This window comes from Moritella sp. Urea-trap-13 (genome assembly GCF_002836355.1).
In the GTDB taxonomy this organism is placed as follows: domain Bacteria; phylum Pseudomonadota; class Gammaproteobacteria; order Enterobacterales; family Moritellaceae; genus Moritella.
Window position 1 is genome coordinate 50,839 of the sequence record NZ_PJCA01000031.1, and the last position, 22,722, is coordinate 73,560.

Genomic DNA, 22,722 nt, shown 5'->3' on the forward strand with positions numbered 1-22,722 from the left:
AATGTTAACTGCAAAAACACTCAATAACCATAACCATAAAATAATAGAGAAAAAAATGAAAAACAACAAACAAAAACAACGTGGCGCTGCAGCAATTGAATATGCAATTTTAGCGGCGGCTATGTCACTTCTTATGCTGCAATTTCTTGGTTCTGACGGCAAGCTTACAGGCGCAATTGAAGATACTTATGGGTCTGTAATTGAAAAGCTTGAAACGATCCAAGCTGATAAATAATAGACATTAACTCAGAGGATATACGGTTTCGGCCGTATTAATAGAAGCAACAATTATGCATGCAAAACGTTTAGTTTATCTGTCTGTTTGTACGTCTTTACTTGGGTTGGTTTGGCTATTTTTCAGCTTGTCCGCGCCAGTGATCAGTACACCTACAGAGAATATCGTTAAGACTTATGAAGCACTTGTTACCACGCAGGATATCGCTATTGGTCGTCCTTATAGCGCCTCGTTATTTGCCTGGAAAACGGTAAATGAACAGGATGTTAGTGACCGTATCGACTTTATTGATAAAGCCACGTTCTTAATGTCGACGTTAGACAATACCGTGGCAGCGAATGATTTTGTCGTAGGACAAATATTAAGCCCGTCTGATTTTTTGAAACCTGAGCAAGGCGGTTTTTTGTCGGTGATGTTACGTCCCAGTTATCGTGCAGTTTCAGTACCTGTTGATCAAGTCACGGCTAACTCAGGTTTAATTGGTCCAGGTGATCATGTTGATGTATTACTGCTGGCATCAAAAGAGCAAGAACTTCGCTCTCGTGGTAATGAAACCCAAAGTTTATACGTTAAAACTATCGCACAGAACGTCCGCGTGTTGGCATTTAATGACGCCTTACAGCTTACGCGTTATATGGAAAAGCAAAAAAATAATAAAGGCGTATTTCCAGATAACAGTACCGTGACGCTAGAAGTGTCACCGACACAAGCAAACCAAATTACGCTAGCCAATCAACTGGGTACATTGTCGATGGTCTTACGCAGTAAAAACAACTTGGATACAGATAATGCGGAGATCGCAGCTATAAATGTCGATGATATTTTACCTGCAATTAAACAAGTCCAACCGGATATTGGTTTAGTTGAATTTCGTGCCAAGGATAAACGAGTGATGAATAATGCAGGAAGCGAAAAATGATTAAGCAATTAGTAAGTGCATTGTCGCTATTACTACTCAGCACTGTGTTACAAGCGCAAACGTTGGATGTGGTATTAAACAAAGCGCGATTAGTGGTTCTTCCAAGCACTGCAAAGTCTATTTTTATTGCGAGTAGTGGTATTGCCGATTACCAAACTTTAACCAATACCAAAATCATGGTGTTTGGTAAGAAAACTGGCAGCACGTCTTTGTATGTACTCGATGCTAAAGAAAACGTTATTTATTCTGCGACAGTGAAAGTTAATCATAATATAGCTGAGCTTAATTCGCTGATTCACAGTGAATTTCCTGATGCAATATTTAACGCGGAATCAACAGCCGGTAAGTTGTTTTTAAAAGGACAAGTACCAACAGCAAGCATGGCGGAAAAGATAGTTCGTTTATCTGAAGGTTATGTCTCGGCGTTAGCACAATCAAGTGAGGTTCAGCAAGGCACTAGCTCGGAAGGTGGCACAACTACCGCCGCGCCAGTCGCCAAAACGGATGACGATGAGTTAATCAATCAATTACAAGTCACTATGCCAAATCAAGTTAATTTGCGTATTCGTATTGCTGAGGTTTCTCGTAAGGTGTCTAACAAATTGGGCATTAAATGGGGCTCGCAAGGTTTTGGTACTGGTACGTTTGCCTTTTTAGATAATTACGGCGGCAAACTTGGTGGTATGAACCCTGCGGGCTGGGCTGACCTGTCGGTGATTGTTGATGCATTGGCAACTAACGGCATGATGTCGGTACTCGCTGAGCCTAATTTAACCGCGATGAGTGGTGAAGAAGCTTCGTTTCTCGTTGGTGGCGAGATCCCATTGCCTTTGGTTTATAACGATACGGCGTCAGTTGAATATAAGCAGTTTGGTGTGAAGCTTGATTTTAAACCGACGGTATTAAGTGCCAATCAAATTAGCCTGCAAGTATTTTCTGAAGTAAGCACGGTATCTTCGGAAACCAGCGTGCAAATTGGTGGGCAGGAAGGCAGTTCTTCATTCCCAACGTTTGTGACGCGCCGAGCTGCGACGACGGTAGAACTGGCCAGTGGTCAAAGCTTTGCATTGGGTGGATTATTGCAATCAAAAGATGTTGAACAGTTACAAAAAATGCCATTGTTGGGTGATATTCCAGTACTTGGCGCGCTATTCCGTTCAACCGAGTTTCAACGTGAAGAAACGGAACTTATTATTATTGCGACCGCTTATTTAGTCCAGCCGACTCGTTCTGACACACTCGCGTTGCCAACAGATGGTTTGATCCCGATGAGTGATGTTGAACGGTTATTAGCCTGGCCAATAGAAAAACAAACAGCAAGTTCAACAACCAATGAAAATCGCACTGACAATCGCCAACCGCGACTGCTTGGCGATAACGGATTTTATTACTGAGGTAGTTATGCGGATATTTTCGATATTAATAATGTGTGGTTTGTTGAGTGCTTGTGCAATTGATTCTGTGCAGCGTCAACCTGAAATTCAAGTAGAAGCCGTTACGCACAAAATAGCGTTACAACTGGATCAAAAGGGATTATCAAAAAGTGATCAGGTCGCGTTGAATGAATTTATTTATCAACGAGGTGATTCGTCAGCACTGCGAATAAAAATAGCTACTTATAGCAGCAAAGGCGTGAGTGCGGTACCTGCATTAACGGCATTGTTAAAACAAGCTGGTGTGTATCCATCTCAGGTAACGAGCGAAGTAGCTGAAACATCGACGGTAGCTGATGTAGCCTTATTCGTTGAATCTTATCGTAGCCTAGTACCGAATTGTGCTGCGGGGAAGCAGAAACACAGTGTGTTAAATGAATTCAAATCGAGCCCTAACTTTGGTTGCGCTAATGCGAGTGCTTTAGCGCAAATGGTTGCAACACCAAGAGATCTTGCTGTTGGGCGTACGCTCGATGCAACAGAGGGCCGTAAAGCTGTATCAAGAGTGGATACTTATTATCAGCCTACGACCAGCAACAGCGAACAAGCAGATAAAAATAACAGCAGTAGTATTTCGTCTAGCTTAGGAGGGCAGTAATAATGCAAGCGTCTAATCCAATCGCGAATGGTCATGTAAAGCGTCATAAGATCGCAGTCGTGAGTGCCAAAGGTGGCGCTGGTACAACCTCGTTAATCGCCAATATTGCTTGGGGTTTATCTCAATTGAGTCAGACCAGTGTCGCCTGTGCGGATCTTGATTTTTTGACGGGTGACTTAGACTTACAGTTTAGTGTGCAAGCGAACAACGCATTATTAGAAATGCTGCAATTCCCAGACCGCTTAGAGCCTGTTATCTATCAACGTAGCGGGGTTAAGGTTAATGATGATTTATACCTATTCACCGGTTATGCATCTGGTTTTGAACTGCATTTTTGGCCTGATGTTGCAAGTATGGATAAAGTGTCTGATTTTTGCCTAGAACAAGCAAACCATGTTATTTGGGATATTCCTGCATTCTGTTTACGCGATAAAGTGGGATTTGAAACATTAAATCGCAGTGATATTCGCGTGGTGATTGTTGAACCGACATTGGCATCTATCCGCAGCAGCAATCAATTATTGACGAAATTAGCATCTACAGACTCATTAGATACTCGCACGATCGTGGTGCTTAATCACACGAAACCCGCAGCACAATCCTTAATTACGACTAATGATGTCGCGGCGACTTTGGACCGTAAATTGGATGTTGAAATTCCGTATTCTCCAGAGGATATGCGGACCGGTAATGCGCTCGGTTTATTGGCTATTAATCAAAAAAGCCGCAGTGCAAAAGCATTGAAAAAATTGGTTGCTGTTATTAGTGGTGAATCAAAAGTATCAAAGCCTAGTGTGTTTCGCTGGCGTAAGGGGGCGTAATGTTTGGAACTAATACAGTCACACCGACGCCAACGGAGTCATTACTGACATTATCCGTATCCACGGATGTTGCGGACGTCACACCGAATAGTAATGTTGAAGAGCAACGTTTTCGTGTTATCCAACAAGAGATAATGGCGATTATTGCTCCTGCTGTCGTTGTCACGCTGACGCCTGAAGAACTTGAAGTTCGTACGTTTGAAGCCGTCGGTGATATTGCTGCTCGTCAGCAATTTCCAATTGGGGGAACTGAGCAGCGTAATATCAGCCAGCGTCTTGTTGATGAAATGCTGGGGTTGGGTCCTTTACAAGTGTTAATGGATGATCCTGAGATAACAGACATCATGGTTAATGGTCATACCGAGGTATTCGTTGAATATCGCGGTAAGGTCAAGCGTGCTGATGTTAGCTTTCGCGATGAAGAACATGTATTGAATTTAGCGCGCCGAATAGTAAGCCGTATCGGTCGCCGTGTGGATGAAACAACGCCGATGGTTGATGCGCGTTTACCCAATGGCAGCCGTGTGAATGTGCTTATTCCACCATTGGCATTAAATGGTACGTGTATTTCTATCCGTAAATTTAATGAGCAAAAACATAGCTTGCAGCAACTTGCTGCGCTCGGAGCCATGTCGTCTGATATGGCAGATGTGCTGAATATTATTGCTCGCTGCCGAGTTAATGTATTGATTTCGGGTGGTACAGGTGCCGGTAAAACGACATTACTGAATGCATTGTCGTTTGGTATTTCACCCGACGAACGCATCATTACGATTGAAGATGCTGCAGAATTAAAGTTACAGCAACCACATGTGGTGAGTATTGAGACAAGGCCTGCCAATATCGAAGGCGCTGCAGCCATTGGTCAGCGTGAATTGTTACGTAATGCATTACGGATGCGTCCTGACCGAATTATTTTAGGTGAAGTCCGTGGCGCGGAAGCGTTTGATATGATGCAGGCGATGAATACTGGTCATGATGGTTCTATGTCAACGCTGCATGCTAATACACCGCACGATGCGTTAATCCGTTTAGAAAACATGCTGTTAATGGCAGAGATTAATTTACCTGTGTCTGCTTTACGCCGCCAAATCGCTAGTACTTTGGATGTGGTTGTACAAGTGGAACGTATGCGAGACGGTAAACGTCGAGTGGTTAATATTACCGAGGTCGTCGGCCTTGAAGGTGATCAATACCTTACTTATGATTTGTTCCATTTTGATTATCAGCACATGGACGTTAACGGTGATCTTGTTGGGGAGTTTCTATCCACGAAAATATTGCCGCGTTTTAGTGAAAAGGCGCGTTACTACCAACTTGAATCTCAGTTAAAACAAGCCATGGGAGTTAGATAATGTCAGTCATGGTGACAGGCCTGTTGTTATTGATTATGTTTGTGTTTAGTAGTTATAAAGCCTTACAGCATCAGCGTCAACGACAGGTATTAAAGCGTCGGTTAAGTTCGATATCAACAGTGAATAGTGCAGATAGTAAAGCGACGTCAACATTATTTCATTGGGCGCAAAAAACGAGCCCTTTATTGAAATATAGTCACGATCTGAAAGCGCGTATCGACGCCTTATTTGACCGTAAAGCTAAGCGTCTTATACAACTATTGTTAGCGATTTTGGCTGTTGTTGTCTGGTTTACGTTACCTTTTTTTACACTGCTAATAAGAATGATGATTATTGCGATTATCATGCTTGCGGTATTGGCTGTGAGCTATTGGATCATGACTGTGCGTCAACATAGTGAATTTAATGCTGGTTTCACGCAAGTATTAGGTCAAATGTCACGGGCTGTGTCGGCAGGTATTTCAGTGCCGCAAGCTATCGCTCAAATAGCTGATTATCAACAAGGGATATTGGGGCGCGAGTTTGGTTTGATCCGCGATAAATTAGAGATTGGTATTGGCCTAAAGCAAGCGCTAAACCAGGCCCGTATTCGTTTGCCTTATGTGAGTTTTCATTTCTTTAGCGTGGCATTAATTTTGAACGAAGAAAATGGTGGTCAGCTGCGTGAGGTATTACATAGTTTGAGTCGAACAGTGCATGACAATTCCGCTATAAAGATGAAGATCAGAAGTTTAACGGCAGAGCCGCGCATGACAGCCGCTATTTTAGCAAGCTTGCCGGTAGTCCTTATCTCGGTGATGTTCTTTAAAAATCCGAGTGTATTTATTACGTTAACTCAAAACCAGAGTGGACATTTAGTCTTAGGTTATGTGGTTACCAGTATGGCGCTTGGTTTCGCTATTATTCATTTGTTAACGAAGGTGAGAGCTTAATGTCTTTATCTTTATGGATAGCCGTTACTTTGCTTATTACTGGCGCGGTTATAGCACTGTTATTTAGTGCTCCAGCACAGCGCCGTGAGCAGCTGTTAAAACGACTGGTGTTGGTATCAGCATCGGAATCGGCACAACAGCAATATTCGTCTCTTGGTTTAAGTAAATCAGCGTCAAAAATTGGCTGGTTACGCCGTTTAACTGTCGCGCCTGATATTAGCGCACTATTGGTTAAAGCTGGATTTCATGGCCCAAGAGCAAGCGCTATATTTTTATTGTGCAAAGTAAGCTTAATGCTTATTAGTGCGATGGCGTGGCAGTGGTATGTCAATTTTGATACCGATAAATTCGTCATGGCTAAGACCTTGATCTTTGCTATTTCTGGCGGGCTTGTTGCTGAACAATGGCTGAAATGGCGTGCCCGCACTGTTAATTACCGTATTGCGCTAGCGCTACCTGATGCGCTTGATTTAATGGTTATTTGTGTCGAATCAGGTTTAACCTTGGAAGCCGTATTTCAACGTGTTGGCCGTGAAATGACTACCGTTACTCCTGAATTATCACGTGAGTGGTTAATCACTGAAGCGGAGTTACGTTTATTGGACTCTCGTATTACGGCATTAAATAACTTGGCGGAGAGAACGGGTTTAGTGGAAGTTGAAAACATGGTTATCGCCTTATCTCAAGCTGAAAAATATGGCAGTAAGATAGCGCCTACGATGCGCTTAATCGCCAGTGACAGCCGTCAATATCAATATTTACGTCTAGAAGAGAGAGTCGGTAAGATCCCTGCGAAAATGTCATTACCTGTGGTGGTATTAATCATGCTGCCTGTAGTCGTCCTGATCGTTTCACCAACGATCATCGCATTATTAGATAGCCTTGGAGGTATGTGATGAAAAAGTCACTGGTGAAAGCGTTTATTATGTTTGGCTTGCTCATGTTATCTGGCTGTAGCACTAATCAATTAAGCCAAACCGAAGAAATGCACTCGGATCGTGACCTAGCAAAGTTGGCACTTGATAGTGGCCGACCAGACAGTGCGATCTCTATTTATCGTAAGCAACTCGATTTGCACCCAAACGATACCGATCTGTTGTTAGCGATAGGAACTGCTTACAACAAAATGTCTGAATTTGATTTAGCACTGCATTATCTTAATCAAGCACAGGCGTTGATGTTAACTGAGACCAATAAATCATCTGTGATACATGGTCAAATATTACGTGAACGAGGCAATGCACAGCAAGGTTTAGGTAATTTAGATGGGGCCATTGTAGATTTAACAAAAGCAGCTGAATTATTACCTTACGATGCTAAAGCATTAAACAGTTTAGGCATTAATTACGCATTATTTAAGGACTATCCTCAAGCAAGAATCGCGTTCACAGGTGCGCTTGCTAATGCACCAGACAATTTAGAATACCGTAATAATTTAGCACTCGCTTGGATTCTAGATGGGCAACCACAGCAAGGTATCGGTGTGCTTTATTCACATTATTTACGTGGTAGTTCGACGTCTAAAAGCCGCCAGAATTTGGCCTTAGCTTTTGCTATGAAGGGCGATGTTGAAGCTGCAGAAACAATTGCAAAACAAGATCTAACTAAAGCTGAATTAGAAAATAACCTTGCTTATTATCAGCAGCTTTATCAAGGCCTGTCACAGCAAGGATCGTTATTGACAGAGCAGGTTAAACAATGACTCTGTCTAACATGAGAAATCGTCAGCAAGGTGGCGTTAGTATTGAATTTGCAGTGACGATTGTGCCATTTTTTGTATTGTTGTTGGGATTGATCGAAATTAGCCGTTTTATGATGGTGAGCAGCATGGTTGATGTTGCCTTAGCTTCAGCCACGCGAGAGTTAGTGGTTGATCATTCGCGTGAAGATTTAACCGCCAAATTACAATTAACCCTGTCAGAACAACAGTTACCATTATTGAATGGTAACAACATCACTGTTCAAGCTCATTATTTTACCAGTTTGGTTGCATTAGAAAATGATGATTTTGTAGCCAGTTTTGACGGGCAAGACTTCGCTGAGTTTACCTTGTTGTATCCGTATAAAGCGCTATTTGTTGCAGGGTTTTCTGATGGTTTTGAGCGTTTATCCAACTTTAAACGCACGACGTTAGTGACTGTAGAGCGGAGTGCTAATTATGCTAACTAAACGCAGGCCGCATGCTGCTCAGCGTGGCAGTAGTGTCATCGAATTCCCTATCATTACATTAGTAATGGTTATTCTTGTTTTATTTGTCATAAAGATAAACCAAGGGATCAACCACAAGAACCAACTTAATGCGTTAGCTTATTCACTGACATCAATTGTAGCTTGTGCTGAATGTGATAATGGCATGAATAAGCCAGCTTCAAGTCCTGTTACTCCAGGTGTCATTCCGGATCAAGTAGCGGATTCATTATTTCAAGTTGCACTGCGGCATTTCAACGATTTAATTGTTGAATCGTCAGCTGATATTGGACTTCAAGTTGAAAGGCTGGTCTTTGATCCTTCAACCAAAAACTCAAAACGGTACTCTTTAAATAGAGGGGTAGAGTGTGACGCGGCTACGTCATTATCCTCATTAGAGGATTTATCACCCTTAGGGATGACGCCGAGCATAAATGATGGACTACGGGCTGAATTATTTCAAGTCACCCTGTGTATTAAGGGTATCGAGAGCTTTGGTAATGGTATTACCCCTTTATTTATACGTAGCTTCAGTGATCGTTATTATCAAAGCTCGGCGTTATTAATAGGGCGTAAAATATGATGTCCATATCACGTCAACGTGGCGCAATAGCACTCACATTCACGTTTATGTTACCCGCGATTATGAGCTTATTAGCCATGACGGTGTTTTTTTCGATGTACAGCCAAGTTGTGATTAGAACGGGTCAAGCCGCTGAAGCCGCAGGGCTTGCCTGCACGTATCAACAACGTAATGTTCCAACTGTTATTGACGGTATTTTGAATTATTACCGACCTAACTTTGTGCTGCCTGCGCTTGGTAATAGTGTCAGCTTGGATGGTGACAAGGCTTGTAATATATCAGTGCAATATCATTTTAAGCCAGCAATGAATAAATTACTGCCAGTTGAAGTTAATAGTTCAAGTCTGGTCACATCAAATAGCGGATCTAGCTCTAAATTAGTGGCGAATGTAATTCAAAATCAGACTGATTTTTCACTCGTTCTTGATATTTCAGGTTCGATGGTGTCGGATTTACCTGAACTAAAAAGAATCATTACCGATGTGATAAGCGACATTGACCCGGGTAATAATCAAGTTCGCTTTTCTATTGTGCCTTTTCAAACCGGAGTAGGGGTGACTGCAGCACCTTGGCTTCCGAGCTCTAAAGCAAGCCCTAAATGTGTTGATGGCTTGGCCTACCGCAATGGGAGTTTTGATGCCGACAAAACGGTAGAATTGTTAAATTCGTCATCTAAAAACCTTGATTTTAAAGAGGTCACACCTGGGCGGTGGTTAGATCGTTGTAGTCAGACTGCATTTATTTTACCACTTACAAACGATCTCAATAACGTTATTGATTATGTTAACAGCTTAAGTACCAGTGGTACTACCGCATCTTATCAAGGCTTGATTTGGGGCGTTAGAACGCTTACTGAAAAATGGCAGCTGGAATGGAAGATTACCCCTGTGACATCTTCGTCACTAACTCAACGATTAATTTTGTTTACCGATGGGTCTGATAACGGCGGAGGGCATTTTGATGACCTAATGAATGCGGGTTTATGTGACGAAATCCAACAAAACTTAAACATTGAAGTGAGCTTTATTGGTTTTGGCGTATCTGCTAATCGTATTAAGCAATTTCAACAATGCGCAGGCCGTACTGGTGCGGTGTTTGATGCTAAAAACAGTGCCGATCTAGCCGTTTATTTTGAGAATGCACTTAAGGTTGAATCCAAGCCTAGGCTCGTGTTGGGTCAGTAGCGTTTTAGTTTTTAAGCTTTTATTTTGAAGCTTTTAATTTTTAAGAAATGTTTTATTTATTATATTAGAGGTAGTTATGTTTAAAAAGTGGCTTGTGGTGTTCACATTATTATTGTCTAGCCAAGCACATGCTTATCAAGAAGGTGAGATGTTATCAGCATCTGCACAGGCGCAATTAGGCTTAGATCCAAACCGTGTATCGCTGATTGATTTTTTTGCCGAATGGTGTGTTTCTTGTCGTGCGGAATTACCGGAAGTGAATGAACTTACTCCCGAATTAGGTGCATTAGGGGTTGATGTAGTCGGCGTTGATGTTGATGAGGATATGGCTGTAGGGATTGCATTTCAGCAATCTCTTGGGCTCAACTTTAGGGTAGTAAATGACGATAAACAAACTCTAGTTGATGACTTTCAACCTATTGGTATGCCTGCATTGTATTACGTTTATCAGGGGCAAGTGCTTAAGGTGCGTTATGGCGCGATTAACCATATAGGTGACGTCATTATGAGTGACCTGAAAGCGATGGGATTAAGCCAATGAAGCACTATTCACAATTAACATTATTAGCGTCTTCAGTTTTAAGTTTTGGATTGCAGGCCGCAGTTGTTGAAACAGCCTTGAATGATCACTATCAAGTTTCAGAATCAGTGTCGAGAGTGGTGTATAAAAGCCAGAAAACAACATCTGTATCTTCAACACCTGTACCGTTAAAAAAAGTATCGTCAATTGAGGCTCAGTCAACAAGGGTTAAACATTCTACTGACGAAGCTGTGCTCTCTGTTGTTAAGACGCCGCAAAGCAAGCAAATACCTGCAAGTGCAGGTGGTGTTAATAAAACGGCGTTGAGCCTACCTTTACCCGCGAAAATCACATCTGTATCTATGGTGTCGGTGAGTTCACTTGTCAGATCTAACTCGCAATTACCTTTGGCCACGTTCTCTGAGCCAGCAGTTAAACCGACAATGCAAGCTGTCATTATGCCAACGCCTGTTCATCCTATTTTGAATACGGCAGGATTAGCGCGCCCAGAAGCCAACGAGAAACAGCAAGAACCGTCATTATTCTCTGCGATAAGTGATTGGTTTAGTGTTAAACCGGTTAAACCTTGGCAAAAAGGCACGCTAGCGAAAAAGGCAATGAAGCCTGGTGGGGAAGTACCTGAATTTGATTTTTTCTCTGAAAAAGTATTTGCCTATAAACAAGGTTCTATTGGTGGTAATGGCGTAGGGGGCGGCGGTTGTGGCTGTAACTAAATATACCCATCACCGCCTGTAAACTTATCCTGTTTTATCATGAGTGGTTTATAAGGAATAGCTGATAAGTCACTGTTGATAAGCCACTGTTGTAACTAATTAAAGATGAATAAAATAATGAATATAAAATTACCGTTAACGATACTTGGTCTTGTTGCTGGTTCAGCATCTGCAGCCGATCACATTTCTATCCATCATATGAACTTTGAAGAATACGGCGATAAAGTTAAAGCCGGTGATAATGTGTTGTCATTAGAAAAAAATATTGGTTTAGATTGGACCATTACTGCTGAATTGGGTTATGACACTGTTTCTGGCGCTTCTCCAGCTTGGGTCGCGACGACACCATCATCTGGCTCACATGACCAAATTACCCAAGATGCACAAAATATGACCTCGGAAGTGATCCGAGCGGGTTATGACCCCCATCGTGGCAATTATGAAATACGTCCTGTTGAGCTAGAAGATACCCGTTATTCTGCGTCAACTAATGTGACCTACCGTGATAAAGACCGTGATGAATGGACTGCCGGGGTAAATTATTCGCAAGAGGAAGATTACAAGAGTATGGGCGCCAATGCGAAAGCGCTGTTCTATACCGACAATACTAAAAACCGTTCGTTTAGTGTTGGTGGCTCGATATTGACGGATCAGACATTAGCATTCCAAGAATATCAAAATGGTGGTAATGCCCAAGCATGGCAAGACATTTTCACATCGAGTATGGAAGTGGGCATGTCACAAGTATTCACACCTAATTTATATGCCATTTTCACGGCTTATGGCGGTTATAAAAGTGGTTATTTAAGTAATCATTATTTGACCGTACTACGTGAAGTAGATATTGATGGTGACGGTTCAATTGGTGATGATGAGGTGTTTTTAGGACAAGATTCACGTCCTGATACTCGTATTTCTGGTGGCGTGAACTTGCAAACATTCTACAGCGTTAGCGACAGCGTTGTTGTTCGTCCTCGTTATAAATTCTTTACCGATGACTGGGGCGTAACGTCACATCAACTCGGCGGTAAAATGAGTGTCAAAGTAACTGATTGGTTAACGTTTGCGCCAGGTTATTTTTGGTACACCCAACAAGGGGCGAACTTCTTTATTGATCCTAAAGCACAAGATCCTACTTTTGCATCAACAGGTTACGCCACTTCAGATATTCGGTTAGGTGATTTTAATGCTAATGCCTATGAACTGGGTGCAAGCATTAAGTTATCGTCTAAATGGCGTATGAATGCCTTGGCTGCTTATTATGAACAGAGTAATGGTTATGCCAGTAATTGGTGGGCAGTGGGAGTGACTTATGACTACTAACCAAGCCTATACGCACCATTTTATGGGCATGACTGTACCTTGTGAAGTGACTTTAATTACGATTGATGCTGCGACTAATGCCGCGCAAATAGCCCGTGATATAGAAGTAAATACCAAACGATTGGAAGCCAAGTTTAACTTCTATTCGGATACGTCCATGCTCACTACCTTGATTAATCAGCGAGAGGGCAAGCGGGTAATGGTCGATGCTGAGACTCGCGATATTTTAACCAAGGTTCGTGATTATAGTGCGTTAACGCAGGGTATTTTTGATATTACCGTTGGCACAGTGAAAGCATTATTACAGCGCAGTACCCTAACGCGAGAGCAAATCTATCAAGATGCGGCGCCTTATATGGGGCTGAGCGCCTGGGAGATTGAAGATGATTACTTACTCTTACATTTTCCACTTACTCAGTTAGACCTTGGTGGTGTGATTAAAGAAGTCGCTGTTGATCAAGCGCTGGCGATGGCATCAGCATCAAGCAGTGGTGTACTGATTAACTTTGGTGGTGATATTCGTGTTGCAGGTAAAAAATCTGATGGTGATGATTTTATTGTCGGGGTGGTTAATCCCCATGAGCAAACACAAGCGTTGTTTGCCTTACCGTTACGTAATCAAGCGCTGACCACGTCGGCACATTATGCCAGGCGACAGCAGTTTTCAGATCATGACAGTTCGCACATACTGGCTTCGCAGGATACTCATAAACAGGTTATGTCTGTAACCGTTGTCGCGAACACGGCTTTACAAGCTGGGATCATGAGTACCGCATTAACAATTAACCCTCGTTTAACCGTTCCTGAAGAGATCGGTTTTGCACTGGTAGATGAACAATTAAATGTTCACCAAAATACGGATTTTTTATTACTATGAAGTTATTTTTAAAAACATCGCTACAGACAAATAAGGCTGTAGCGCAGTGCATTATTTTCCTGATGTTACTCATGAGTATCTGCGTATCAACCTGGGCACAAGCGGGCAGTAATACACAGGCCAAATTTTTAACGGTAAACGAGGCATTTCCATTCACCTCTCAAATATCTCGCTCGACTGATGGCGATAAATTGGTGCTTAACTTTGCGACTCAAGCTGGCTATTACCTTTACCATAAACGCTTTTTGTTTAAAGCTATCAATAGTGATCTCGATGGTAATATAAATGGTGATATCAGTTTAGCTAAGCCGCAATTCTCAGTGCAGGCAGAGCAGAAGCAAGATCCTAACTTTGGCTTAGTTAAAGTTTATCATCAAGCGTTAACGATCACGTTACCTTTCACTGGCAGTGGTAATGTGAAGGTCAGTTATCAGGGTTGTGCCGATAGCGGCTTATGTTATTTACCACAACGTAAAATAATTAATGTGAGTGCGGTTGATTCTAATGGCATTGATGTTAACGATGCTAAGGGAGTGAATGAAAATAAGGTTCCTGCTGTTATAACTGCTGCGGTAAAAGCACACACAACAGCAGCAAGCAGTTCATTGGTAGCGGCTGTTAATGATACGGCGAATGACAGTCAAGGTTTGGCTAGCATGCTCGCTGGTACCGGGCGTGCTCAAGCATTGTTATTATTCTTCGTACTTGGTTTAGGGCTTGCATTTACGCCTTGTGTGTTGCCGATGATCCCGATTTTATCGAGTATTATTGGCGGGCAAGGTGATGGCATGACTGGGTGGAAAGGTTTCTATATTTCGTTAGCGTATGTGCTTGGCATGGCATCGAGCTATGCCATGATTGGCGTGTTGATGGCGACAGTGGGTCAAGGTATTAATATCCAAGCTGCGATGCAGCAAACTTGGTTGTTGGTGATTTTTGCGGGACTGTTTGTATTACTTGCTTTAGCTATGTTTGGGGTTTATGAACTGCAATTACCATCGCGATTGCAGGTGGCGTTAAATAACCAATCACAACGATTATCTGGCGGAAAGGTATTTACTGTGTTCATGATGGGCGCTATTTCTGCCTTGGTTGTTTCACCTTGTGTGTCTGCACCTTTAGCGGGGGCATTATTATATGTATCGACCACACAGGACTGGCTATTCGGTGGTGGTGTATTATTTGTAATGGCGTTAGGCATGGGCGTACCGTTAGTGATTATTGGTACATCAGGCGGGAAATTCTTACCGCGCAGTGGTCCTTGGATGATCCGCGTTAAACAAGGTTTTGGCGTGATGTTATTAGCGATAGCGATATTACTGATAAGCCGGTTTGCAGCACCATCGGTAACACTTGGATTATGGGCGCTGTTGATTATCAGCTGTGCGATGTACATCCATAATATGACTGATATACAAGTCAGTCGATTTTGGTTACGTCACGTGGTGGTGTTCGTATCCTTGGTTTATGGCGCGATGCTTATGATTGGCGTGGTGACGGGGGCTGATGATTTAGCCGATCCGCTGCAACATATTACCCAGCGAGGTGTGATGAATAAAGGTACTGAACAAGGTTCACAACCGTTATTTATGAAAACAGCGTCGCTAACTAAAATTGAAACGGCAATTAATAACTTACCTGCGCTTAAAGCGGTGACTATGGTAGATCTGTTCGCAGACTGGTGTACATCATGCAAAGTGATGGATAAGCAGGTATTTTCTCATGCAGACGTGGTCGCTAAAATGACAGGTATTAATGCAATGAAGTTTGATATTACCGACAATACCAAAGCACAATCTGACTGGATGGCGAAAGCGCAGTTATTTGGTCCACCAAGTATGATGTTCTTTGATGCCGATGGTCAGGAGTTGCAACAATTACGCGTTGTTGGAGAAATGGATAAACAGCAGTTCTTGGCGCATCTGGAACTGGTTGTGGGCACTGTACCTGTGAGCTAGTTTAGTCTATATGGTTATTCAGTAATATTGGGCTGGTTAGATAAAACTAGCCCAATATTACTGCTTATAACTCTCTTATATAGACTGGCTCATATAGACAGATTTACAATATGTTTTTAAACAGGCTTTTACCACCTTTAAATACGCGCTTAAATTGTGCTGTTGCACTGGTATTGCCACCCTCTAAACGTTGTCGATTACGTTGCACGTTAATGCTTGCATCGAGATTACTGGCAATCAGTTGCTCTAAACTTTCAAGCCCCCAGACCTGTGATTCGCTAGAAAACGATGTCGGGATGATGTTATCCAAGTTGAGCAGTTTTTGATTGTATTCAATGGCTTTATTGATGGTATCCACTTTGGGCGAATCAGGCTGGTTTAAATCATAAGGTGGCGACCATTCTGCTAACGGTTTTAACTTATCAACTTGATTTAAGATCCCGGTAAACACAGGCTTCTTACGATGTAAGTTATCCTTGTGCGCGTAAAACTCTTCTAAGCTGAGCATAAATTGGCGATCAAGTTGGCGTGATGATTGGTTGGCTTTTAACACCCACAGCACCATGTCTGCATTCGTCACATGTTTGAGTACTGTTTTGTTGGTTTTGTCATTACCATCAAGGCCGGGTAAATCCACCAAGTTCAGCACTTCAATATCACCGACGGCACAGCTATAGACATTCACTGCGTTAGTAGAGGGCAGTGCACTTACCTCTGCATCCAGAGCGCCTTTAATTGTATTAATCAGCGATGACTTACCCGCACTAATTTGTCCGATAACGGCAATGCGTAGAGGCTCTAGTGGTTTAGGCTCACTTTGCTCATCTTCCACTGCGATAGTACTTTTCTTAATGTCTTTATCTTCAATCGAAAAGCGGCCACTGTATAAATCAATCGAAACGGCAGCCACTTCTTGCAGAAATGCGCGTTTCATATTGAGTTGTAAATTATCGCCGACGTTACCAGCAATATCGCCGAGCAACTTGTTGCGCACTTCTTTAGTGATCGCAGCAACAGGGTTGATAAATTGATAAACGCGATAAGCTTTACTGACTAAGCTTGCCGCTTGTTTTCCGGTTGCTATTTTGTCTTGGTGATCAAAAGCAAACTTGAGGTGTGAGACTTTAATGCTTTCAACAAAAGGCACGTTGTCTTTGAGGGTTGCACGGTAACGTCTGCTGACTTCTTCCAGTAGCTTTAAACCGTCGGTGACTGAAAATTGTAAATCACCGCGAGAGAATGCTTGTGCAGTCGCATTGGCGATAACTAAACCATGGTTTTTTAACGATCCCCAGGCATCATCTTCGGCTAATTGTGTGTCAATATTTTCATTAAGGCGCTGCCAAATTACATTTTCAGCTTCAGACCAGTCAGCAGAAGCTTGAACGAGACTGTCTTCGCTGTCTTCGCTGACTTCCTGTGTCGCTACTTTGATGTTGGCTTTTCTGCGTAGCCATAGCAAGGGGATGTAGAAAAGGAAAAAACTAGCGACCAGCGCGATAGCAAAATGTAAGGTGTAACCATATTGGATAATGGCGTATAAACCAAAGCCACACAGTACCAATACTGGTAGCAATATAGCCAAAGTAAGTACGGCGGTGACACCACTTGAAAGCTTGTCTAATTGAGTCAGGCTGTTTTTAACGCGTCTCACTTTTTGCTACCTCTTTAATATTTGCTAATGCGTCTTTGTATACGTCCTGCATATCTTGATTCGACACCGTTTCACCTTTGCTTTTATGGTACATGTATTTACACGCAGCGCGACCAATAGCATAGGTGGATGCAAAACTAATGACTGCAGCAGATGCACTGCCGATGGTTTGTCCATAAGCTGGAATGAGTTTAACTAACTGGCGGATCCCGAGCTTAGACGCATATTGAAAGGCAAAGCCAGATCCTAATGTTCCGATAAACTCTGCAAAGGCCTGTTTATCCCAATCGACACCGTATTGATTTGCCAAACTGTGGAGCATTTTTGCTTGAATGCTTGGCACTGCGACTAAACCCACGGCGGGTATTGCATCAGCCGCGCCAGCGGAACCTGCGTACCAGAGTATTTCAGTTTTTAGTTTTTGAAAGTTAGCGCCTTCGGTATCGTCATGTTGCTGCTGTTGATTAAATTGTTGGATGATCGGTAATAGTTCGGCCAGCTTTTCTGTTAGTGCGGGTATACCGAATGTCTCGCCGTTGGCCAATTCAAAATCAACTTCAAGGTAAGCGAGCTGCTCACCCCATATTTTCTCGAACTGTTGCTGGTTATATTGCACCGTTTTAGCTTGCTCATCGGCGCTTACTTGTTTAACCGCGGTGTGGATGATTAAGATTTGTTTGATTGAATTTTGCTTTTTAATCTTCTGCAATGCATTGATAACATCGCTTTGTTCAGGTTCTTCAGCTTTAGCGATGACAAGTAAAGCATGGCCTTGTTGCGCGCTGATCTCAATATCCTCTGCCGGATCATAATCTGCTTCTGACAATCCTCGGGTATCAAGAAAGCGCAGTAAGGGCGTTGCTTTAGGGTAGTTATAAGCGTGCGATGTCATGGTACAAGGTTCGAAACCATTACCGACTTCAACATCGCTATCGCCAGTGATAGCTTGTATTAACGAAGATTTACCTGCGCCTGTTTTACCTAATAACCACAGTGTCGGCAAATACGTATTTTGATACTCGAATGCTTTGGCGATATCTGGGTTTTTACTTGGGTTGATAAATTCTTTTATGGCATCAAACATATTATTTTTATTGCCTCATAAACGATAAGTATAGAAATCATAATGTATTTTGTTATTCATGCATATTTCGTTTTGAATAAGTCTTCACAATATGACATAAAAACAGTAAACGTTAAATTACCCCGCGAGCCTTGCTTCGTGTTAGAATGCACGCCAATATCCAACTGTTACTTATTCCGACCTTAACAGTTTATTACCTATTGAAGTTTATTTTACCTATTTATCAAATACCTGAGATTAAAAATGCCATTTTCTAAGTTTGGATTAAACAAATTAATTACACAAGCGGTAGCGGAACAAGGCTATACGCAACCAACTCCAATTCAACAAAAAGCAATACCGGCTATTTTATCGGGTAAAAACCTGATCGCGGCTGCGCAAACAGGCACAGGTAAAACAGCAAGTTTTGTATTACCACTATTACAAATGTTCAGCCACAAACATACATTACGTGGTAAACGTATTCGTGCGCTGATCTTAACGCCAACACGCGAACTAGCGGTTCAGGTAGCTGAAAATGTTGAGCAATACGGTCGTCACTTACACCTTACATCAATGGCGATGTACGGTGGTGTTGACATAGATCCACAGAAACAACGTCTAATCGAAGGCGTTGATATTCTGGTTGCGACGCCTGGTCGTTTATTAGATATGATCCATCAACGTGCACTTCATTTTGATGAACTAGAAGTATTGGTTATTGATGAAGCGGACAGAATGCTAGACATGGGTTTTGTTAACGACATCAACAAAATCATCGAGCGTTTACCGCAAGAACGTCAAAACTTATTGTTCTCGGCAACGTTATCGAACAAAGTACGTTTCTTAGCAAAAACTGCGATTAACTACGCACTGGAAATTTCGATTGAACCAGAAAACACAACTGCACCAGAAATTGACCAGTGGTTAACAGTGGTTGATAAAGATGTGAAATCTGCATTGCTTAGCCATTTGATTATTGAAAATGACTGGAAGCAAGCGTTGATCTTTATTGAGACTAAACGTGGCGCGGCTAAATTAGTTTCTCAGCTTGAAAAACGCGGTATCAAAGCGGAATCATTCCACAGTGGCCGTAGCCAAGCGATGCGTGAGCAGTTACTTGCAGAATTTAAAGCCGGTGATCTAGGCTTACTTGTTGCAACTGGTGTTGCTTCTCGTGGTATTGATATTGATGATTTAGATCGTGTAGTTAACTACGATCTACCTGAAGAAGCCGCTGATTATGTTCACCGTATTGGTCGTACTGGCCGTGCTGGTGCAACGGGTGAAGCTATTTCACTGGTATCTCGTGATGATTTCCGTAGCTTATGTGCTATCGAACAATTGCTAGAGCACGTTATTGAACGTAAAGAAGTGGAAGGTTTTGAAGCGAAAGTGGGTATCCCTGATTCTATCTTAGGTTATGTACCAAAACGTTCACAACCGCCACGTCGTCGACGTCCGGTAAAAAAATAAGAACTGTTCTTTAAGCTTGGCTTATTAAGAATAGCCAGTATTAAAAATAGGTAGTGTTGAAAAGAGATAGTACTGAAAATTAACAGTACTTAGTATGAATTGAAGCGACTCACTTGAGTCGCTTTTTTGTGCCTGGTAAAATACAAACTCGATTACGCCCTTCATTTTTAGCTTGATATAACATCTGGTCGCCGTTTTTAAGTACTTCATCGAAATCTGCTTGTAATAGTTCCGGCGGCACTAGTCCAAAGCTTGCCGTTACCGAGATAGTTAGCCCTCCAAACTCAATTGACAATTTCGCTATTTCAACACGAATACGTTCGGCCAACGTCATGGCTCCAGCCTCGGATACACCAACCAGTAATACACAGAATTCTTCCCCACCTATGCGGCCGATTATATCCTCTGTTCGAGTATGTTGGCGTAAAGCAGAGGCGACAGATATCAACACTTGGTCCCCTGCTGGATGGCCATAAGTGTCGTTAATCGGCTTGAATTTATCCAAATCTATCATCAGCAAAGCATAGGGGTGCTGACATCGCAACCACTCCGCATGCCTTTTCTTTGCTTGTTCCATAAAACTACGGCGGTTAGGAATACCTGTCATCACATCTGTCGTAGCCAAATGCTCTGCACGGGCTAGAGCGGCTTTCAACTCTTTGGTTCTTGCCTGTACGCGGTCTTCCAATTCCAGATTTAAGATGTTCAGAGCACGACGAGTTTGCTGTAATTCCAAAAAATAGACCCGCGCCTGTACAAAGCGTTGGAAGATGGATTCACCGAAAACGGTCAACTCATCATGCTGTTGACGTTTTGGTGGGGCTTGCTGCCAGCCTTCAGGATCATCTGGATCAATCTGCTCAATCCATTTCGCATAATTTCGAATAGGGCGTGCTAGTGTCACATAGAATAGTGCCAGCAAGGCACTCGCCAAAATCAAGGTTTTTACCAGTTCGCCCATAAAAAGAGTCAGCATGATGTTAAAAAATGCTTGCCGTGCTGGTAACAGATCAATCTTCAACTTTAAATACCCGATAATATCCTTGCCGTGAAATAGCGGCATCACTTTCACTTTTGCTGCGCCAAATAAACACGATACATTATCTAACCAGGATTCAGACATAATAGGATTACTGCGTTGACTCAGCATAGTGCCAGTAAACGTTTCAATTTTTGCTTCAACGATAAAAGGGTGGCCTACTAGTCCTTCTGATACCACGTTAGCCAAGTCGGTGCTCAGTGTCCACAGAGACTCTGCAGCAGCTGCGGATGACGCTTCTATTATCCTGTGTAACTGCTGTTCGATACGACGCTGTTCACTTTTATATTCGAACACTAATAATATCAGTGCCATAAGAAAACCAACCAGCAAAGCAATGCCGACCGTCAAATAAGCCTGACGAAATGCTAAGCCTTGACCATAATTCATTGTTGATTTGGTACTCATTTTTGTATCGGTTCTCGTAGAGATTGAAATAGCTTGGGTAATGTAAATTGATAGCCAGTTAATTTTTTTGAATGTGTCAAAGAAAAGTTTTTGAAATCAATATGAGACCATTGTTGACGGCCAAAATGTTTGAGGTAGTCAGGCGCATTGGCTTGGTTAATCGCGGTCATGGGAAAGTCCACCTCCGCAGATATGCTGTTAAAGTCGTGCCCCTGTACATAATCATAAAGCATCACTATGGCCCAGGCACCAGCAAAAATATGGCCGCCATGGGTTAACGTCATCTCGCCATCTATGACATGCTCAATGGCGTCTTGGGACCAGTTTAATCCTGCGACTTTGACATCAATACCGGGTTTCAATCCGGCCTCTCGAATGGCTTTGATAGCGCCTAAAGCTACGGCATCATTCGCCGCCCAAACTGCCCCTAATGGCTGTCCGCTTTGTAACCAGAGGCGCGTCCGCTTATAAGCTTCATCCCCTGACCAGTTAACGGAGACGCGACGCTGTTCTTTTAATACTGGAAAGTCATTTAGGGCACGATCTAAACCCCGAAGCCTTGCTTGTGAAGCTGGTGTTTTATTGTCACCAGCCAAGGTTAGTAAGGCGATTGGTGGCGGGTTATTTTCCTGGTTAACATGACGTACTAAGGACTGTGCTATTTCGTATCCGGCGATTTCATTATTAGGCGTTAGGCTACCTAACCAGTTTTTGAGCTGGCCGCGAGGTGCGCCGTAGATATTATGTTGCTCTGGGGTCAAACTATTTAATAGCATCAAAGTCGGCACTCCAGCCTTATCCGCTAATGCTAGCAAGCGTGCACCTTGTTGATATTCGTTAACCAGTATTAAAAAATCAGGCTTGTCAGTTCGGGCAACTACAAGCTCTGTAATGCGAACCATCTTTGCCCATTCGCGATCGGCGTAATGAACTTCGAGCTCAAAATCCAATTGTTCGGCAGCGGCACTCATCGTATCAGTTACCGCCTGCCAAAAACCTTGATCAGCATGTCCAGGACTAATGAAGACAACAGTATGTGACGTTGCATTAACGGTGGGAACAAATATCAGGAGCAGAAAAACAAGCTGGCACTTGAATACGTTCATGACTTGAGATGCAATTAATGACACTAAATAAGACTCCGGAGTTAACGCAACATGCTAATTAATTAAAAAGGACTTCAGAACAACGGGATATTTCACTGTTATTAAATTAGCATCCGAGCCCTTAAATAGACATTTACGTTATGTTACCGAATCAACATAACTATGGTGACATGATTATTCACTGAATATTAACAATTTTGAATGTCGTGTCAATATATAGTCTGTAAGAACTTGTCGCTAAAATGCCTCAAAAAATACAAATTCACGCCCAAGACCCCGATATCAAGCCACTGAATAAATGTACCAATCTTGTTAAA

22 protein-coding genes are annotated in these 22,722 nt (G+C 42.5%); 18 read left to right on the top strand and 4 right to left on the bottom strand.

What is annotated here, in order from left to right; all coding sequences use genetic code 11:
• Position 1: 1 nt before the first annotated feature.
• The 17 genes from CXF93_RS08295 (at position 2) to dsbD (ending at position 15,659) form a co-directional block, all read left to right on the top strand.
• The gene (locus CXF93_RS08295; protein ID WP_232784149.1) at positions 2-235 is read left to right on the top strand and encodes a Flp family type IVb pilin; all 234 of its coding nucleotides are present in this window, start codon (positions 2-4) and stop codon (positions 233-235) included.
• A 55-nt stretch (positions 236-290) separates the two neighbouring features.
• Positions 291-1,154, top strand: coding sequence for a Flp pilus assembly protein CpaB (gene cpaB / locus CXF93_RS08300; RefSeq protein ID WP_101061958.1), 864 nt, complete (start codon positions 291-293; stop codon positions 1,152-1,154).
• Positions 1,151-2,548 carry a type II and III secretion system protein family protein gene (locus tag CXF93_RS08305; protein WP_101061959.1) on the top strand — a complete coding sequence of 466 codons (1,398 nt, stop codon included), beginning with the start codon at positions 1,151-1,153 and terminating at the stop codon, positions 2,546-2,548. Before cpaB ends, CXF93_RS08305 begins: the two co-directional genes overlap by 4 nt.
• Positions 2,549-2,555: 7 nt before the next feature.
• On the top strand, positions 2,556-3,185 hold the full coding sequence (locus CXF93_RS08310; protein WP_232784150.1) for a CpaD family pilus assembly lipoprotein: 630 nt from the start codon (positions 2,556-2,558) through the stop codon (positions 3,183-3,185).
• 2 nt (positions 3,186-3,187) lie between these two features.
• A complete protein-coding gene (locus tag CXF93_RS08315) occupies positions 3,188-4,006 on the top strand; it encodes a hypothetical protein (protein WP_101061961.1) in 819 nt (272 codons plus the stop codon).
• Positions 4,006-5,361: a CpaF family protein gene (locus CXF93_RS08320; RefSeq protein ID WP_101061962.1), complete on the top strand. Its 1,356-nt coding sequence runs from the start codon at positions 4,006-4,008 to the stop codon at positions 5,359-5,361. Before CXF93_RS08315 ends, CXF93_RS08320 begins: the two co-directional genes overlap by 1 nt.
• The gene (locus CXF93_RS08325) at positions 5,361-6,293 is read left to right on the top strand and encodes a type II secretion system F family protein (RefSeq protein WP_101061963.1); all 933 of its coding nucleotides are present in this window, start codon (positions 5,361-5,363) and stop codon (positions 6,291-6,293) included. The genes CXF93_RS08320 and CXF93_RS08325 overlap by 1 nt, the downstream gene beginning before the upstream one ends.
• Positions 6,293-7,189, top strand: coding sequence for a type II secretion system F family protein (locus CXF93_RS08330; protein WP_101061964.1), 897 nt, complete (start codon positions 6,293-6,295; stop codon positions 7,187-7,189). Before CXF93_RS08325 ends, CXF93_RS08330 begins: the two co-directional genes overlap by 1 nt.
• On the top strand, positions 7,189-7,995 hold the full coding sequence (locus CXF93_RS08335) for a tetratricopeptide repeat protein (protein ID WP_101061965.1): 807 nt from the start codon (positions 7,189-7,191) through the stop codon (positions 7,993-7,995). Before CXF93_RS08330 ends, CXF93_RS08335 begins: the two co-directional genes overlap by 1 nt.
• Positions 7,992-8,462, top strand: a complete 471-nt coding sequence (locus tag CXF93_RS08340; protein ID WP_101061966.1) for a TadE/TadG family type IV pilus assembly protein — start codon at positions 7,992-7,994, stop codon at positions 8,460-8,462. The genes CXF93_RS08335 and CXF93_RS08340 overlap by 4 nt, the downstream gene beginning before the upstream one ends.
• On the top strand, positions 8,452-9,063 hold the full coding sequence (gene tadF / locus CXF93_RS08345) for a tight adherence pilus pseudopilin TadF (protein WP_101061967.1): 612 nt from the start codon (positions 8,452-8,454) through the stop codon (positions 9,061-9,063). Before CXF93_RS08340 ends, tadF begins: the two co-directional genes overlap by 11 nt.
• A complete protein-coding gene (locus tag CXF93_RS08350; protein WP_101061968.1) occupies positions 9,060-10,247 on the top strand; it encodes a VWA domain-containing protein in 1,188 nt (395 codons plus the stop codon). Before tadF ends, CXF93_RS08350 begins: the two co-directional genes overlap by 4 nt.
• A 76-nt stretch (positions 10,248-10,323) precedes the next feature.
• Positions 10,324-10,788, top strand: a complete 465-nt coding sequence (locus tag CXF93_RS08355) for a TlpA disulfide reductase family protein (RefSeq protein WP_101061969.1) — start codon at positions 10,324-10,326, stop codon at positions 10,786-10,788.
• Positions 10,785-11,501 (top strand): DUF4266 domain-containing protein, encoded by a 717-nt coding sequence (locus tag CXF93_RS08360; RefSeq protein WP_101061970.1) that lies wholly within the window; start codon positions 10,785-10,787, stop codon positions 11,499-11,501. The genes CXF93_RS08355 and CXF93_RS08360 overlap by 4 nt, the downstream gene beginning before the upstream one ends.
• A gap of 117 nt (positions 11,502-11,618) precedes the next feature.
• Entirely contained in the window at positions 11,619-12,824 is a 1,206-nt protein-coding gene (locus CXF93_RS08365; protein WP_101061971.1) for a DUF3570 domain-containing protein, read from the top strand.
• On the top strand, positions 12,814-13,701 hold the full coding sequence (locus tag CXF93_RS08370) for an FAD:protein FMN transferase (RefSeq protein WP_101061972.1): 888 nt from the start codon (positions 12,814-12,816) through the stop codon (positions 13,699-13,701). Before CXF93_RS08365 ends, CXF93_RS08370 begins: the two co-directional genes overlap by 11 nt.
• On the top strand, positions 13,698-15,659 hold the full coding sequence (dsbD, locus tag CXF93_RS08375) for a protein-disulfide reductase DsbD (protein ID WP_101061973.1): 1,962 nt from the start codon (positions 13,698-13,700) through the stop codon (positions 15,657-15,659). The genes CXF93_RS08370 and dsbD overlap by 4 nt, the downstream gene beginning before the upstream one ends.
• Before the next feature lie 103 nt (positions 15,660-15,762).
• On the opposite strand, the gene CXF93_RS08380 is transcribed toward dsbD, so the two are convergent.
• Together CXF93_RS08380 and CXF93_RS08385 are read right to left on the bottom strand one after the other, a co-directional pair.
• Positions 15,763-17,313: a GTPase family protein gene (locus CXF93_RS08380; protein WP_101061974.1), complete on the bottom strand. Its 1,551-nt coding sequence runs from the start codon at positions 17,311-17,313 to the stop codon at positions 15,763-15,765.
• Positions 17,300-18,397 (bottom strand): YcjF family protein, encoded by a 1,098-nt coding sequence (locus CXF93_RS08385; protein WP_101061975.1) that lies wholly within the window; start codon positions 18,395-18,397, stop codon positions 17,300-17,302. The genes CXF93_RS08380 and CXF93_RS08385 overlap by 14 nt, the downstream gene beginning before the upstream one ends.
• A 243-nt stretch (positions 18,398-18,640) precedes the next feature.
• Here CXF93_RS08385 and CXF93_RS08390 point away from each other — a divergent pair, with 243 nt between their 5' ends.
• Complete coding sequence (locus CXF93_RS08390) at positions 18,641-19,852, top strand: DEAD/DEAH box helicase (protein WP_101061976.1); 1,212 nt, start codon at positions 18,641-18,643, stop codon at positions 19,850-19,852.
• Positions 19,853-19,961: 109 nt separating this feature from the next.
• Here the strand turns inward: CXF93_RS08390 and CXF93_RS08395 are convergent, their stop codons facing one another.
• The gene (locus CXF93_RS08395) at positions 19,962-21,299 is read right to left on the bottom strand and encodes a GGDEF domain-containing protein (RefSeq protein WP_101061977.1); all 1,338 of its coding nucleotides are present in this window, start codon (positions 21,297-21,299) and stop codon (positions 19,962-19,964) included.
• A complete protein-coding gene (locus CXF93_RS08400) occupies positions 21,296-22,429 on the bottom strand; it encodes an ABC transporter substrate-binding protein (RefSeq protein ID WP_101061978.1) in 1,134 nt (377 codons plus the stop codon). The genes CXF93_RS08395 and CXF93_RS08400 overlap by 4 nt, the downstream gene beginning before the upstream one ends.
• Between the last annotated feature and the right edge of the window lie 293 nt (positions 22,430-22,722).

Coding starts and splice junctions, on each gene's coding strand:
- CXF93_RS08370 (WP_101061972.1), top strand. CDS start 12,814: ATGACTACTAACCAAGCCTATACGCACCATTTTATGGGCATGACTGTA.
- CXF93_RS08335 (WP_101061965.1), top strand. CDS start 7,189: ATGAAAAAGTCACTGGTGAAAGCGTTTATTATGTTTGGCTTGCTCATG.
- CXF93_RS08355 (WP_101061969.1), top strand. CDS start 10,324: ATGTTTAAAAAGTGGCTTGTGGTGTTCACATTATTATTGTCTAGCCAA.
- CXF93_RS08385 (WP_101061975.1), bottom strand. CDS start 18,397: ATGTTTGATGCCATAAAAGAATTTATCAACCCAAGTAAAAACCCAGAT.
- CXF93_RS08295 (WP_232784149.1), top strand. CDS start 2: ATGTTAACTGCAAAAACACTCAATAACCATAACCATAAAATAATAGAG.
- CXF93_RS08325 (WP_101061963.1), top strand. CDS start 5,361: ATGTCAGTCATGGTGACAGGCCTGTTGTTATTGATTATGTTTGTGTTT.
- cpaB (WP_101061958.1), top strand. CDS start 291: ATGCATGCAAAACGTTTAGTTTATCTGTCTGTTTGTACGTCTTTACTT.
- CXF93_RS08340 (WP_101061966.1), top strand. CDS start 7,992: ATGACTCTGTCTAACATGAGAAATCGTCAGCAAGGTGGCGTTAGTATT.
- tadF (WP_101061967.1), top strand. CDS start 8,452: ATGCTAACTAAACGCAGGCCGCATGCTGCTCAGCGTGGCAGTAGTGTC.
- CXF93_RS08305 (WP_101061959.1), top strand. CDS start 1,151: ATGATTAAGCAATTAGTAAGTGCATTGTCGCTATTACTACTCAGCACT.
- dsbD (WP_101061973.1), top strand. CDS start 13,698: ATGAAGTTATTTTTAAAAACATCGCTACAGACAAATAAGGCTGTAGCG.
- CXF93_RS08360 (WP_101061970.1), top strand. CDS start 10,785: ATGAAGCACTATTCACAATTAACATTATTAGCGTCTTCAGTTTTAAGT.
- CXF93_RS08365 (WP_101061971.1), top strand. CDS start 11,619: ATGAATATAAAATTACCGTTAACGATACTTGGTCTTGTTGCTGGTTCA.
- CXF93_RS08320 (WP_101061962.1), top strand. CDS start 4,006: ATGTTTGGAACTAATACAGTCACACCGACGCCAACGGAGTCATTACTG.
- CXF93_RS08390 (WP_101061976.1), top strand. CDS start 18,641: ATGCCATTTTCTAAGTTTGGATTAAACAAATTAATTACACAAGCGGTA.
- CXF93_RS08350 (WP_101061968.1), top strand. CDS start 9,060: ATGATGTCCATATCACGTCAACGTGGCGCAATAGCACTCACATTCACG.
- CXF93_RS08395 (WP_101061977.1), bottom strand. CDS start 21,299: ATGAGTACCAAATCAACAATGAATTATGGTCAAGGCTTAGCATTTCGT.
- CXF93_RS08310 (WP_232784150.1), top strand. CDS start 2,556: ATGCGGATATTTTCGATATTAATAATGTGTGGTTTGTTGAGTGCTTGT.
- CXF93_RS08330 (WP_101061964.1), top strand. CDS start 6,293: ATGTCTTTATCTTTATGGATAGCCGTTACTTTGCTTATTACTGGCGCG.
- CXF93_RS08315 (WP_101061961.1), top strand. CDS start 3,188: ATGCAAGCGTCTAATCCAATCGCGAATGGTCATGTAAAGCGTCATAAG.